Origin of the sequence: Acinetobacter sp. BMW17 (genome assembly GCF_001592855.1) — a bacterium.
Lineage (GTDB): Bacteria > Pseudomonadota > Gammaproteobacteria > Pseudomonadales > Moraxellaceae > Acinetobacter > Acinetobacter johnsonii.
In genome coordinates this window covers 137,636-152,009 of sequence record NZ_LSOD01000020.1, presented here as the reverse complement: position 1 = coordinate 152,009, position 14,374 = coordinate 137,636, and the positions used below count along the sequence as shown (strand labels likewise).

Annotated in this window: 15 protein-coding genes; 4 read left to right on the top strand and 11 right to left on the bottom strand. The window is 41.6% G+C overall.

Features of this window, described 5'->3' with window-relative positions:
* A partial coding sequence (locus AXW61_RS05895; RefSeq protein WP_062033201.1) for a citrate/2-methylcitrate synthase occupies positions 1 to 818 on the bottom strand: 818 nt, incomplete at its 3' end.
* Between the two features lie 2 nt (positions 819 to 820).
* On the bottom strand, positions 821 to 1,705 hold the full coding sequence (gene prpB / locus AXW61_RS05890; RefSeq protein WP_062033198.1) for a methylisocitrate lyase: 885 nt from the start codon (positions 1,703 to 1,705) through the stop codon (positions 821 to 823).
* A 246-nt stretch (positions 1,706 to 1,951) separates the two neighbouring features.
* Between prpB and AXW61_RS05885 the strand changes: the two genes are divergently transcribed.
* The 3 genes from AXW61_RS05885 (at position 1,952) to AXW61_RS05875 (ending at position 4,207) form a co-directional block, all read left to right on the top strand.
* A complete protein-coding gene (locus tag AXW61_RS05885; protein ID WP_062033195.1) occupies positions 1,952 to 2,602 on the top strand; it encodes a TetR/AcrR family transcriptional regulator in 651 nt (216 codons plus the stop codon).
* A 121-nt stretch (positions 2,603 to 2,723) separates the two neighbouring features.
* Positions 2,724 to 3,644 (top strand): ornithine carbamoyltransferase, encoded by a 921-nt coding sequence (gene argF, locus AXW61_RS05880; RefSeq protein ID WP_010326946.1) that lies wholly within the window; start codon positions 2,724 to 2,726, stop codon positions 3,642 to 3,644.
* 89 nt (positions 3,645 to 3,733) lie between these two features.
* On the top strand, positions 3,734 to 4,207 hold the full coding sequence (locus tag AXW61_RS05875) for a hypothetical protein (RefSeq protein ID WP_062033193.1): 474 nt from the start codon (positions 3,734 to 3,736) through the stop codon (positions 4,205 to 4,207).
* Between the two features lie 27 nt (positions 4,208 to 4,234).
* Here AXW61_RS05875 and AXW61_RS05870 read toward each other — a convergent pair whose 3' ends face one another.
* From AXW61_RS05870 to rpiA, 8 genes are all read right to left on the bottom strand, one after another.
* A complete protein-coding gene (locus AXW61_RS05870) occupies positions 4,235 to 4,588 on the bottom strand; it encodes a YnfA family protein (protein WP_005401079.1) in 354 nt (117 codons plus the stop codon).
* Between the two features lie 87 nt (positions 4,589 to 4,675).
* Positions 4,676 to 6,952 carry an ATP-dependent Clp protease ATP-binding subunit ClpA gene (gene clpA / locus AXW61_RS05865; RefSeq protein WP_058951805.1) on the bottom strand — a complete coding sequence of 759 codons (2,277 nt, stop codon included), beginning with the start codon at positions 6,950 to 6,952 and terminating at the stop codon, positions 4,676 to 4,678.
* Between the two features lie 9 nt (positions 6,953 to 6,961).
* Entirely contained in the window at positions 6,962 to 7,378 is a 417-nt protein-coding gene (clpS, locus tag AXW61_RS05860; protein ID WP_004981811.1) for an ATP-dependent Clp protease adapter ClpS, read from the bottom strand.
* Positions 7,379 to 7,395: 17 nt separating this feature from the next.
* Entirely contained in the window at positions 7,396 to 8,142 is a 747-nt protein-coding gene (locus AXW61_RS05855) for a DUF6776 family protein (protein WP_039890406.1), read from the bottom strand.
* Positions 8,143 to 8,221: 79 nt separating this feature from the next.
* Positions 8,222 to 9,277, bottom strand: coding sequence for an N-acetyl-gamma-glutamyl-phosphate reductase (gene argC, locus AXW61_RS05850; protein WP_171254050.1), 1,056 nt, complete (start codon positions 9,275 to 9,277; stop codon positions 8,222 to 8,224).
* A gap of 107 nt (positions 9,278 to 9,384) precedes the next feature.
* Complete coding sequence (locus AXW61_RS05845; protein ID WP_171254049.1) at positions 9,385 to 10,497, bottom strand: GGDEF domain-containing protein; 1,113 nt, start codon at positions 10,495 to 10,497, stop codon at positions 9,385 to 9,387.
* Positions 10,498 to 10,678: 181 nt separating this feature from the next.
* Entirely contained in the window at positions 10,679 to 11,362 is a 684-nt protein-coding gene (locus AXW61_RS05840) for a SprT family zinc-dependent metalloprotease (protein WP_062033189.1), read from the bottom strand.
* 128 nt (positions 11,363 to 11,490) lie between these two features.
* A complete protein-coding gene (gene rpiA, locus AXW61_RS05835; RefSeq protein WP_062033186.1) occupies positions 11,491 to 12,162 on the bottom strand; it encodes a ribose-5-phosphate isomerase RpiA in 672 nt (223 codons plus the stop codon).
* Positions 12,163 to 12,269: 107 nt separating this feature from the next.
* Here rpiA and ilvA point away from each other — a divergent pair, with 107 nt between their 5' ends.
* Positions 12,270 to 13,808, top strand: a complete 1,539-nt coding sequence (gene ilvA, locus AXW61_RS05830; protein ID WP_004981822.1) for a threonine ammonia-lyase, biosynthetic — start codon at positions 12,270 to 12,272, stop codon at positions 13,806 to 13,808.
* 40 nt (positions 13,809 to 13,848) lie between these two features.
* On the opposite strand, the gene AXW61_RS05825 is transcribed toward ilvA, so the two are convergent.
* Positions 13,849 to 14,343, bottom strand: a complete 495-nt coding sequence (locus AXW61_RS05825) for a hypothetical protein (RefSeq protein ID WP_062033183.1) — start codon at positions 14,341 to 14,343, stop codon at positions 13,849 to 13,851.
* Positions 14,344 to 14,374: the final 31 nt, after the last annotated feature.

Below are 14,374 nucleotides of genomic sequence, written 5' to 3'. Positions count from 1 at the left end.
ATTTTGATGATGCCATTACGTGGGTCATTGTCTTTATAAATCGCATGACCAAAGCCCATGATCTTTTCTTTGCGTTCCAATTTGCCCAGCATTTCTCGCTCAGCTTCTTCAGGGGACATCCAGTTTTCAATCATTTCCATTGCTGCTTCGTTTGCTCCTCCGTGTAATGGACCACGCAGTGAACCAATTGCACCGGTAATGCATGAATGCATATCCGATAAGGTTGAAGCACATACACGTGCGGTGAAAGTCGATGCGTTGAATTCATGCTCTGCATAGAGGATCAGTGAGACGTTCATCACTTGTTCATGCAGTTCATTTGGTTTTTCACCACGAAGTAAGTGTAGGAATTGAGCACCGATTGAATCNTTTTCTTCAATGCGTACGCCATCATGGCTAAAACGGTACCAGTAGCAAATGATTGCTGGAAGGGTTGCGAGAATGCGGTCTGCAACATCTTGCTGTTCGGCAAAGGATTGTTCTGTTTCTAGGTTACCTAGCATTGATACGCCTGTGCGCATCACATCCATTGGGTGTGAATCTGCTGGTATACGCTCAAGGACTTCTTTGAGTGCTTGTGGCAGTTGGCGCAGTGATTTGAGTTTAGCTTTGTAAGCGGTGAGCTGTGCTGCTGTTGGTAGTTCACCAAAGAAGATCAGGTAAGCCACTTCTTCAAACTGGCAGTTTTCTGCTAAGTCTTGGACGTCATAACCACGGTAGGTTAAGCCTGCCCCGCTTTTGCCTACGGTTGATAGTGCTGTCTTTCCTGCGACTTGTCCGCGCAATCCTGCGCCTGTGAGGACTTTTCCTTCAGCCATTTTTAATTCTCCTGTTTAAACAGCTTGTCTAATGTGTTTTCAAAGGTGTGGTAATCGAGAAATTCGTAGAGTTCTTTGCGCTGTTGCATTTTGTCGAGGACGTTGACTTGGGTACCGTCATTGCGAATGGCATGCATGACTTCCAGTGCTGCCTTTTGCATGGCACGGGTCGGTGACAGTGGGTACAGCACCATCGAGATGCCTTGTTCTGCCAGTTGTTCTTTGGTGTAGTATGGGGTATCGCCAAATTCGGTGATGTTGGCTAGTACTGGAACACCGACTGCATCGCAAACGGTTTTGTACATGGTAATGTCAGTCATTGCTTCAGCAAAGATCGCATCGGCACCGGCTTCTACACAGGCACAAGCACGGTCAATCACCGCTTGTAGGCCTTCTTTTTGTAGGGCATCAGTACGTGCCATCACCACAAAGTTTGCATCGGTTTTGGCATCGACTGCAGCTTTGACGCGGTCGACCATTTCTTGTTGGGTAACGATTTCTTTGTTTGGACGGTGGCCACAGCGTTTTTGTGCTACTTGGTCTTCGATGTGAACTGCGGCTGCGCCTGCGGCAATCATTTGTTTCACAGTGCGGGCAATGTTAAATGCCCCACCCCAACCGGTGTCAATATCGACCAGTAACGGAGTGTCTACACGTTCGGTAATGCGGCGTACATCTTCCAAAACATTATCCAGACTGGTCATGCCTAAGTCAGGCAATCCATAAGAGTAGTTGGCTACACCAGCACCCGAAAGGTAGATGGCCTTGTAGCCCACCTGTTTCGCCATCATTGCTGCATAAGCATTGACTGTACCGATAATTTGTAATGGTTTTTCCACTTCTAGTGCTTGTCTAAATCTTAAGCCTGCAGATTTTTGTTCTGTCATCGTCCTTTCCACGGCATTTACTTTAATTTTCGAGTTTTGAGTATAGCCATAATGACTGAATTGGCTATGACATTTTAGAATGAAAACTCTAAAACTTTAGTCCCATGGTTCACGCTTTTATTGTGTAATTTTCTTCCACGCACTGAGGTTTAGTGGTAAACAGTTAAGCCCCAAAACAACAATGTGTACATATTTTTGCTATGATAGCAACTAGAGATCCACATTTATTAGGCTGTTGTTAGTTATATGCACGACTCAGTTCAACTAGAACCCCTTACACGTGACATACCTCACACAAAACGAGGTCATGAACGCTGTCTTGCATTTTTATTAAGTGCAAACGAGTTGTTTTTGCAACATGGCTACGATGCAGTTTCACTTGATGATATTGTCAATCATGCGGGTGGTTCAAAAGCATCGATTTACAAATATTTTGGAAATAAAGACGGTCTTTTTACAGCCATTTGTGACTATCGTCGTGAGCTGTTTTTTAAAGATATTTGTATACCTTTTGATTTTACTAAGGACAATTTGCGCGTTTATTTAATACAAACCATTTTAAATATTCAAACGCATCTTGTGCTTCCAGAAAATGCCTCTTTTTTAAGACTCATTATGGAACAAGTACAACGTAATCCACAGTTGGCCTTTCATATTCACAAACAAGGGCCTAAACATATTGAAGATGCCGTGGCTTGCATTTTAACCAAAGCAGATGAAATAGGCATTATTCAATGTGAACACCCAAATTATTCTGCGCAGCTTTTTTTTGGCATTGTGCGCGAATTAGAGTGGCGAGTACTCATGAACATCTATGTTGAAGAAAATGAACAAGAAAATCTAGAATATGTTCATTATTGCGTAGATCGTTTCTTAGCAGGTCATCAAAAAGTCTAGTTTTTTTGCAATTTCCTTTGCATATAGTATATTAATCTATTCTCTTTTTTCTTTCCACCAACCAACAACTAATTGTTGTTCTGTACCTATTTCGGTTTTCAGCAATTATTGTGGAGTAACAATGGCTCTACGTCACTTTCTTACCTTACGCGATTTATCTACTTTAGAACTAAACCAAGTTGTGCAACGCGGTATCGAACTAAAGCGTAAACAGCACAACAGCGAAGTATTCCAACCGTTTGTTGGTAAAGTCATGGGTATGATTTTTGAAAAATCGAGCACCCGTACCCGTGTATCGTTCGAAGCAGGCATGAGCCAGTTTGGTGGCAGTGCAATTTTCCTCTCTCCACGAGACACCCAATTGGGTCGTGGTGAACCGATTGAAGATTCAGCACGCGTGATTTCAAGCATGTTGGATATTGTGATGATCCGTACTTTTGGACATGATATTGTTGAACGTTTTGCCTCTTACTCAAAAGTTCCTGTGATTAATGCCTTGACTGATGATCACCACCCTTGCCAACTACTTGCAGATGTTCAAACTTTTGTTGAACACCGTGGCCCCATTGCTGGCAAAACGGTCGCGTGGATTGGTGATGGCAACAATATGTGCAATTCATATATTGAAGCTGCACATATGTGGGGCTTCAAGTTAAAAATTGCTGCGCCGAAAGGTTATGAACCCAAAGCAGAATTTTTAAGTGAATTTGCGCATTGTGCAGAACTGGTTAACTCAGCTGAAGATGCTGCCGTAAATGCAGACCTCATCGTGACCGATGTATGGGCAAGCATGGGCCAAGAAGAAGAGCAAAAAATTCGTGAAGCTGCTTTTGCAGACTATCAAGTGAATGAACGTCTTATGGATCTTGCTCATCCTGATTGTTTATTTATGCATTGTTTACCTGCGCATCGCGGCGAAGAAATTTCTGAAAAGATGCTCGACCATAAAAATGCAGTGGTTTGGGATGAAGCTGAAAACCGCTTACATGCACAAAAAGCATTAGTTGAGTTTTTAATCAATGAAAACACTAAGAAAGATTAATTAATTTTTCCAACGAAAAGCACCTAAGGGTGCTTTTTTATACGGGCAAAGCTATAATCGGAATATAATTTTTATAAGCGACACTTTCCATGCATTTCAAAAAAACTGGCCTGTGCCTTGCTACAATTCTAAGCTCTACTTTTTTTCAGGTTCAAGCCTCAGAATTTGATGACTACTTACAGTCCAAACAAATTATTGATCAAAATTTTAAAATTAAGCAACCAGAAACGTTGAATGAAATATTAACTGTATTAACTGCAGAAGACTCTAGAACCCTCCCAATTGAAATTGATAACAACACTATCATTGAACAATTTAATCTATATGCAGACCGTACCGAGCTTAAAGGCTTGATCATTACCCCTGACTTCGCGCAGTTTGAACAGGATTTAGGTACGAAAGAAGTTCAAAAAGCGATTAAAAAAAATGTTGTGCAAAACTGCAATATTTTCTTCGAGCATCAATATCAACGCCATAATCCCTACATTGTAAAATTACAGCTCAGTTCTGAGAAAAATAGCTACGATTTAGAATTAAAGCAAAAAGATTGTGGTATCAAATAGTATCTTTTTAGCGATTGGTTCTCTACTTTAGCGAACCAATCCTTGCGGTTGTAAGATAATCATGGCCGCACCAATCAACACCACTGCCCCACCCATTATGTCCCAACGGGATAAATAAACTTGATCGACATAACGCAACCATAGCAATGCGGTAAAAATATAAATTCCGCCATAAGCGGCATAAATACGTCCTGACGCAGCCGGATGTAAAGTCAACAACCATACAAAAGCACCTAGCGCTAAAGCTGTAGGAATCCACAACCAATGACTTCTTCCCTGATTTAAAATCAAATAAGGGAAATAACAGCCTAATATTTCCATCACAGCGGTTACCAAAAACAGTACAAATGTACTTAAAACTTTCGTCAATTGAATATCCATGCAACCTACTTTTATTACTTCTAACTGTTAAATACTTTTTCAATAAAAAACCCGTGCGAACACGGGTTTTTTATTATGTAGCAATCTTTAAGCAGGTTCAGCCGTTTGGTCTTCAAAAACTTCAAGTTTTAGACCCACCGCTTTACCATTTTCGTTCTTCACAGAGACCGCAACATTGCCACCATGTTCTGCAAGCTCACCAAATAGAATCATTTCAGCCAGTGGTTTTTTCAAATGCTCTTGGATGAGTCGTTGCATTGGGCGAGCGCCCATTAAACGGTCATAGCCATTTTCAGCCATCCACTCACGCGCACTTTGATCCACTTCTAGAATGACTTTTTTCTCATCCAGTTGCGCTTGTAGTTCAGTTAAGAACTTATCCACCACATTTTCAATTACTGTCGTTGGCAAAGCTTTAAACTGAATCACACTGTCCAAACGGTTACGGAACTCTGGAGAAAACGCTTTCTTCATCGCATCTTGGTTATCATTGCTGTTGTCTTGGTCCATGAAGCCAATACTCACGCGAGAAATACTTTCCGCGCCAATATTTGTGGTCAAGACCAACACCACATTACGGAAGTCTGATTTACGACCATTGTTATCGGTCAATGAACCATGATCCATGATTTGTAGCAATAAGTTGAATACGTCTGGATGCGCTTTTTCAATCTCATCTAGCAATAATACACAGTGTGGATTTTTATGAATCGCATCGGTCAACAGACCACCTTGATCAAAGCCGACATAACCTGGAGGCGCACCGATCAAACGTGAAACCGCATGGCGTTCCATATACTCCGACATATCGAAACGAACCAACTCAACGCCCAGTAATTTCGCAAGCTGCTTGGTGACTTCTGTTTTACCTACCCCAGTTGGGCCTGCAAAAACGAAACTACCCACAGGTTTATCTGGTGATTTTAAGCCTGCACGCGACAGCTTAATTGCTGAGCCTAAAGCTTCAATGGCTTCATCTTGACCAAAGACCACACGTTTTAAATCACGTTCAAGATTTTCAAGAACGGTCTTGTCATCTTTAGACACAGTTTTTGGTGGAATACGTGCAATTTTCGACACGATATCTTCAATATTTTCCACGGTAATCAAGGTGTCATCTTGTTCAGCTTTCAGACGACGTTGTGCCCCAGCTTCATCAATGACATCAATGGCTTTATCCGGCAAGAAACGATCATTAATGAACTTCGCAGACAGCTCAACCGCAGAAATTAAAGCTTTGTCATCATATTTAACATGATGGAAATCTTCAAACTTGCTCTTCAAACCACGTAGAATATCAATCGTTTCTGAAATAGATGGCTCATTGACATCAATTTTTTGGAAACGGCGTGACAATGCATGATCTTTTTCAAAGACTTGGCGGTATTCTTGGAATGTGGTTGAACCAATGCATCGCAATGAGCCATTGGCCAAAGCGGGTTTAATCAAGTTTGATGCATCCATCGTGCTGCCCATGCTTGAGCCTGCACCAATAATCATGTGGATTTCGTCAATAAACAAAACTGCTTCTGGTTTCTTTTTCAACGCGTTCAAAAGCTGTTTTAAACGTTTTTCAAAGTCACCACGATATTTGGTTCCTGCCACCAAAGCCCCAATGTCCAAACTATACACTTCAGCATTTGCCAATGGTTTCGGTGCTTTACCATTAACAATGAGCCAAGCTAAACCTTCAGCAATCGATGTTTTACCGACGCCAGGATCACCGACCAATAACGGGTTATTTTTACGGCGACGGCATAGAATTTGTGCTGCGCGCTCAATTTCTTTTTCACGACCAATTAAAGGATCTGTTTTACCCTTTTGTGCCTCAACATTTAAGTTGGTTGTATACAGCTCTAAAGGGCCTGCGTTGCTTGAACTAGCAGATTCACCATCAAGATCTTCAATTTCTTCTTCCACTTGCACTTCGTCTTTACGTGTGCCGTGGGCCAAGTATTGTGTCAGTGTTAAACGGTTAATTTGATGGCGTTTCAAGAGGTAGACTGCAAAAGAGTCACGCTCAGAGTACATCGCCACTAAAATGTCTGCACCTTCAACTGTACGATCACCACCACTTGATTGCACATGGAAAATTGCACGTTGTAAGATACGGTCAAAACTTTCGGTTGGATGCGGAGCTTGGTCACTGTTTTCGCCCAGCTTAGGGGTGTGCTGCTCTACATATTCTTCAAGCTCTTTGCGAAGCACAATAATATCTGCACCACAGGCTTTCAATGCATTTACGGCCGAATCATTATCAAGTAAAGCCAATAATAAATGTTCAACGGTTAGGAATTCATGTCTCTTTTGTCGAGCCATACTAACAGCCAAACGTAAGGATACTTCTAATTGACGACTGAGCATGGAACCCCCTTAATCTTTCGGCTCAATCTGACAAAGTAAAGGATGACCTTGAGACCGAGCGTAATTATTGACTTGGTTTGCTTTTGTTTCCGCGATGTCTCTCGGGTAAACGCCTGCAACACCTTTTCCTTCATAATGTACAGTTAGCATTACTTGAGTGGCTTGGTCAAGATTCAAAGCAAAGTATTGTTGTAAAATTTCAATAACAAAGTCCATTGGGGTATAGTCATCGTTCATTAAAACGACAGCATAGAGTGGAGGACGCTTAAGTTCAGGTGGTGCGGTTTGGACAGCGACATCCCCATTTTCTTCTTCATGCGGTTCATCATTGCTCAAGCGCGGGCTGATATGCCAGTCGACATAGCCAGATTCATGAAAAGACTGCTTGATTTCATTTAAACACGTTGAACGCTTAGAGATACCCATAAACTTACAATTCACAATTATTGTGCATTCGCCTCAGCCTGAGGAATTTCAGAGACAAATGCTGATTGACTTTCTACGGCTTCACCACGTGACCAACTAAAGCGTCGTGTCACTGGTGTGCTACCTGTTAAACGGACTTCGATAAACTGTGGCGTAAAGCCTTTAGGCATTGTCCAACGCCCTGTTAAACGCTCATAGTTTTCAAAGTTAAAGTTTTTGTCTTCAAGAGGTACAACTAAAACCTCTGTACCACGAATGAGTCGGAGTTCAACGGTACCTGAAGCTGCACGTTTAGATGGACTAACTTGAACCAAGTCAAGTTGATATTCAAATGCATTTTCAGGCAACGGTTTAATCGCAATATGCTGCACAGCCAGTGGAATACCACCGCGTTGACGCAAAACCTCACGGTAAATCACAGCAGTGGTTTCAGATTGCGCTTGTTGATCCAGAGCTTTTTGCAATGACAAATACAGCTCATTTGAATTGGTTACAGCAACGTCACGCTCCTGAACAGCAGCATTGTAGTTTTTATTTAAAGCATCCAGACTGGTCTTTTGCTTTTGTACCACTTCAACCAGTTGCTCAGCATCTGCATCAAATCCTACCACCGTTAAACCCTGACGATGTCCGACGGTATAGCCCAATAGTCCACTTGCAACCATCAATATTACAGCACCAATTGCCAAAGGCTTATTGGTCTGTAAAAACGGCTTTGCAGGTTCAGGCTGTTGTGACGTCATATTTGTGTCAGTGTTCGGCATCGTCATCTCTTATTTTGATTCAATTCAAAACACACATTTAAATCGAAATCTAAATGTGTGTGAAGTTTTAAAACGTTTTTTATGGTAATAAACCAATTCCGTCTAGGCCTGCAGTTTCAGCAAACCCAAACATTAAGTTCATGTTTTGAACGGCCTGACCTGCTGCCCCTTTAACTAAATTGTCTTGTACAGAAATGACCACTAATTTTTTCGGTTGTGGTTTATACAGCGCAATACGTAGTTGATTTGCACCCCGCACAGAACGTGTCTCTGGTGAACTTCCCGCAGGCATCACATCGACAAAAGCTTCATTAGCATAAAACTGTTCATATAAACTTTGCACATCAGCAGCTTCACCCGCATCGGTTAAGTCCACATAAATCGTGCTCAGCATGCCACGAATCATTGGCACCAAATGCGGAACAAACAAAATGTGGTTAAAAACCTCTTTTAAGCCTGAAATATTTTCCAACGCTTCCACAATTTCAGGATGATGACGGTGACCTGCAACGCCATAAGCTTTGAAATTATCAGCATTTTCAGAATAGATCATACCAAGGCTGGCTTTACGGCCTGCACCAGACACACCCGATTTTGCATCAATAATAATGCTTTCAGGTTTAACTAATGTGTCGTTTTGCTTAAATAACGGCGCTAAACCCAGTTGTACTGTCGTTGGATAACAACCAGGGTTGCCAATGACATTGGCTTGTTTAATCTGTTCACGGTTTAATTCTGACAAACCATAAACCGAGTCTTTCAGTAGTTCAGGGCACGCATGTTGCATACCATACCATTTTTCAAACTGTTCTAAGTCTTGTAAACGGAAGTCTGCGGCAAGGTCAATCACTTTAGTATTTGCAGCCACCAACTCTTCGGCATGCTTCATGGCAACGCCATGCGGTGTCGCAAAGAACACCACATCACATTTTTTCAGTTCATCAACATTCAAATCTGAATATTTAAGTTCGGTATGTCCACGTAGGCTTGGGAACATATCATCTACACGGCGACCGTCTTCTGTACGCGATGTTAATACGCTTACTTGCACATTTGGGTGTCGTAGTAAAAGACGCAACAATTCAACGCCTGTATAACCTGTACCGCCGACAATACCAACTGAAATCACGTGTATTACCTCAAACTTAAACTGTCCATTTCGTAACTGCCTAGTATGACAGGAAGTTTCTGCTTTCTAAACTGTTTTACTTGGAATTTATGCGTTTTTAGTGCTATCGACACCTAATGAGGCACATCCAATATACTCTGTGCAGGCTCAAAACCAATCTGATTTCGTCCCGAATGTTTCGCCTGATATAACAATTGATCGGCATCATGTATGGCATATTTTAAGTTGGGTTGATGTACTGCAGCCAGTCCAAAACTTGCTGTCACGGCAATATTTTTTGAGGATAATCGTGCATCGGCAATACCTAAACGAATACGATTGGCAATATTATAAGCCAGCATGGGGTCATCAATTTGCAATAAGACAATGAACTCCTCTCCGCCGAAACGCCCTACTAAATCGTGCGTACGAACATTTTGCCCAATAATTTCACCGACTTGTTGTAAAATTTGATCACCCACCAAATGCCCATAGGTGTCATTAATTTTCTTAAAATGGTCAATATCACACATGAGCAAGAAATAAGGCTGTTTAGAGAGCTGATGCAACTTTCGTTTAGCGGCTTCGTTAAAGCCACGTCGATTGAATAAGTGCGTTAGCGGATCTCTTAGCCGCTCATCATTGAGTTGATGAATAATATCGCGCACCAAGGTTCCGAGCAGCACTATTGCAAACCACATACTTAAGATAATGCTCGCAGCAAGCATCATCAGCCACCAAACTGAATTTGCCAGCATGTCTGCTTCGATATTTCTTAAAAAGAGAAAAATAATGATTCCGCGAACAAAGGTATACAGCACAATAAACAAGTAAGAAAAATCGACTATTTTATTGAGAAAATCAATCCCTTGATAATGTTTAAACATTGAAAACAAAACCAAAGATTCAACCAATGCAATTGAAATGTTCAGAATCAGCATTCTGATCCACAGTTGATCATCTACGTAGGAATAATAACTGAGTGAAAGTAAAGTCATCACGACCAAGGCCAGACACCAATATGGACGTGCATTCGCATTCTTTCTTAAGCCCATAGCATAAGCGCTGGCCCATGCACCAAATAAATACATACTGCCTAAAATGGGTGCCGACAAAGCCAACTGCTTATTCGACATAAAACTTTGTGCCGCCACAGAAAACGAAGGAACAATATATCCAAGCCCGAGCCACAATAAATATGAGGAAGATCTAAAAGCAAAATGACATATTAAAAGTAAGCTTCCCATTAAAATCAGGCAAGCTGGAACGATTAATATAAAATAGTGGATATCTGTAAAATTCACATTTGAGGTCTTTGGACTGAAATTGAGGAATGTTTACCTTAGATCATGAAGTTTAGAGCATTTTTTGACTAACGCTCAATCAATCAGAAGAAAATATTTTTAAATTCTGCACGTAAAATTAACTTTAAGCGCTTGCCCACCAATACGGCAATGCGGTTGTTTTTAAGGTTTTTCGATGCTGTTGAAAAGCGGCATCATATTTGGCAACTTCCGCCCAGAAACGTGCACTATGATCAAAATGTTGCGTATGTGCGAGTTCATGCACACAGACATAACGGGTAATGGCTTCAGGAAACAACACTAAAGCACTGTTAAGCATGATGTCATGTTTGGCACTACAACTCCCCCAGCGGGTCTTGGGCTGACGAATTGAACATTGTGCAAATTTTAAACCAGTTTCATGACTAATCTGTTGCAAATAAATAGGCAAGTGCTGTTTGGCATATGCAATTACAAAAGATTTTAAATAACTTTCGGGCTGACGGTCACTGATCCAAAGCTGGTGATTATCCTCATCCAAAATATACGCATTTTTTTGTGTTTTATACCTCACCGTTAAAGCATTTTGGCGATTAAATAACCGTAACTCTGTGGGAAGGGTTCGATCTATCTGTACCAGACTGGCTTGTTGCTTCTGCCACGTTTCAACCATCCACTGTTCAGATTGATTTAAAAAATCCTGAATTTGCCGTTTGCTGCAAAACTTAGGCACGGTTAAACGAATTTGAGTCGGTTCAACACGAAGTCGTAACCGGGTCGCACGTGCATGATGGGTGATTTGAATTTCAGGTAGGTCTGCTAAGGTCATTACTATTATTCTTTTATTGAATCATCCTCCCTGGCCCTCCTTTTGAAAGGAGGGAGAAAAACATAAGATAAAAATGCTTTTGCTTTTAGCCCCTCTTTTTTAAAGAAGCGCTTAGGGAAAATTTAAAATTAAACAGCAGTACGTTCTTCAATACCGTTGTCTGTTGCAACAACTGCCACATCTGCTTTATTGATTGCAAAAATACCATTACACACCACACCTGGAATGTCGTTAATGGTTTTTTCAAGCTCAAGCGCATTTAAGATGTTCAGGTTATAGACGTCTAAAATCACGTTACCGTTATCCGTCACCACGCCTTCACGGTAAGCAGGATCACCACCGAGCGCTACAATTTTACGTGCCACAGCTGAACGAGCCATTGGAATCACTTCAATCGGCAGTGGGAAGTCACGCCCCAATTGATCAACCCACTTAGAGTCATCAACGATACAAACAAATTTTCTCGCAATTGAAGCTACAATTTTCTCGCGAGTCAGTGCAGCCCCACCACCTTTGATCATATGCATATGACGGTCAATTTCGTCTGCCCCATCTACATAGGCATCTAAACCGCCGACAGAGTTCATATCAACCACTTCTATGCCTAATTTCTTTAAGCGCTCAGCCGTTGCTTCTGAACTTGCCACAGCCGCCTCAAGCTGAAGCTCGGGCAAAAGTTCAATTAAGAAATTTACGGTGCTGCCTGTACCCACCCCTAAAATGCCACCTTTAGGTAAGTGCTTTAAGGCAGCTTTTGCAGCAGCTTGCTTTTTTTCATCTTGGGTAGCATACAGACTCATAATTTGGCTCAACTATTTTTTGACATTTGTTGCTGATTTTACAGCCCAAATGTACAGGGGTTTGTTACAATGATCCTCTATTTTAAACTGTTAAATGGGAAATTAACATGCTGTCTCGTTTGGTTCGACAAATATTACAAGCAACAGTCTACGATGTTGCAATCGAAACTCCACTCGAAGCGGCACCTCGAATTAGTGAGAAACTCAATAACAACATTCGTTTTAAACGTGAAGACTTACAACCAGTCTTTTCATTTAAGCTACGCGGTGCCTATAACCGCATTAGCCAACTTCCTAGAGCTCAACTTGAACGTGGCGTGATTACCGCATCTGCTGGCAACCATGCCCAAGGCGTAGCACTGTCAGGTAAAAAACTAGGGATTCGTGCCATTATTGTGATGCCGAAAACCACCCCAGATATTAAAGTTCAGGCAGTCAAACGCTTAGGCGGTGAAGTAGTTCTCCATGGCGACTCTTTTGATGTTGCAAACAAATATGCAATTCAACGTGCTGCAGAAGATGGTATGAGCTTTATTCCACCCTATGACGATGAACTGGTCATGGCAGGTCAAGGCACGATTGGCAATGAAATTTTGCGTCAATGGCGCGATGTCGACTACGTTTTCGTCGCTGTTGGTGGTGGCGGTTTGATTGCTGGTGTAGCAGCCTACTTAGGCGATGTTGCACCACATGTCAAAGTCATTCCAGTTGAATATGACGAATCTGCTTGTTTAAAAGCCGCATTTGAAGCTGGTGAACGTGTTGTACTGCCTCAAGTCGGCTTATTTGCCGACGGTACGGCTGTGGCACAGATTGGTGAAAAACCATTTGAAGTAATTCAACTCCAAAAGTCGGATAACTCAGGCCCGATCGTTGAGCGTGAAGTGGTTTTAGTCAATACAGATGAAATTTGTGCCGCAATTAAAGACACCTATGATGAATGTCGTAGCATCGTTGAACCATCAGGTGCAATGGCCTTGGCAGGGATTAAAAAATATGTTGAAACTCACGAGCTGATTGGGCAAAACATCGTCTCAATTGTATGTGGTGCAAACATGAACTTTGACCGTTTACGCTATATTGCAGAACGTACTGAATTGGGTGAACGTAAAGAAGCTATTTTTGCTGTGACCATTCCAGAGAAAAAAGGTTCATTCCTGAATTTCTGCCGAGCGCTACAAGGCCGTAATATCACCGAGTTTAACTACCGTGCGAGCGATGCCAGTGCTGCGCAAGTCTTTGTCGGGATTAGCTTAAAAGGCGGGGAAAAAGAGCGTCACGATATTTTTGAAGCACTCAAAACTCAGTTCGATGTCGATGACTTATCTGATGATGAAGTGGCAAAACTGCATATTCGCTATCTGATTGGTGGGCATGCAGACCTTGAAAATGAGCGCTTGTTCCGTGTTGAGTTCCCTGAACGTCCAGGCGCGCTGTTAATGTTCCTCGAACGCCTTGGCCCTACGCATAACATTACCCTATTCCACTACCGCAACCACGGTGCTGCGGAAGGTCGTGTCCTTGTTGGTTTAGAGGCAAGTGATGCTAAACAAAACCCAGATGGTTTGATTGAAACCTTAGAAAGTATTTCGTATCCATATGAAGAAATTACCAATAACCTAGGTTATCAACGTTTCTTAAAATAAAAGATTCAATACATACATAAAACCGCCCTTCGAGGCGGTTTTATTCTATGAGCTGCATCGGCTCTTCATCACCGAACGTGTGATTATATGTAACAATAATTCTATCGATCAGCTCATCATTATGCGGTACCAACAGCCAATAAGGGTTTTCCCGCTCAATAACCAGCAAACTGAGTTCATAAGGCTCGATAAAAATTTTAATGTGGTTAAAAATAACATCAAAACTAAACTCAAAATCATAACCATGCATGTCTGAGGTTTCTTCTTCCTCACTGTCATACATTTGATAAAAAGACGCCATATCATCATTAATTTGGTTTTTCAGCTCGTCTAAGTCAATACCTAACTGTTGGAGTCGATGGCATTCATCAATACCATTTTGTCGAAAATCATCGAGTTCTATTTTTTGAATGTTTGAATAATCGCTATTCAACCAACGTACAAAGTGCTCGAACTCATCTTGTTCTTCTGGAATTGCGGTATCATTCAATTCTGGAAACGCGATCCTGAGGGATTCATACAGTGTCTTCCGCATTTATATACTCCTTTGGATGAGTGATATATTG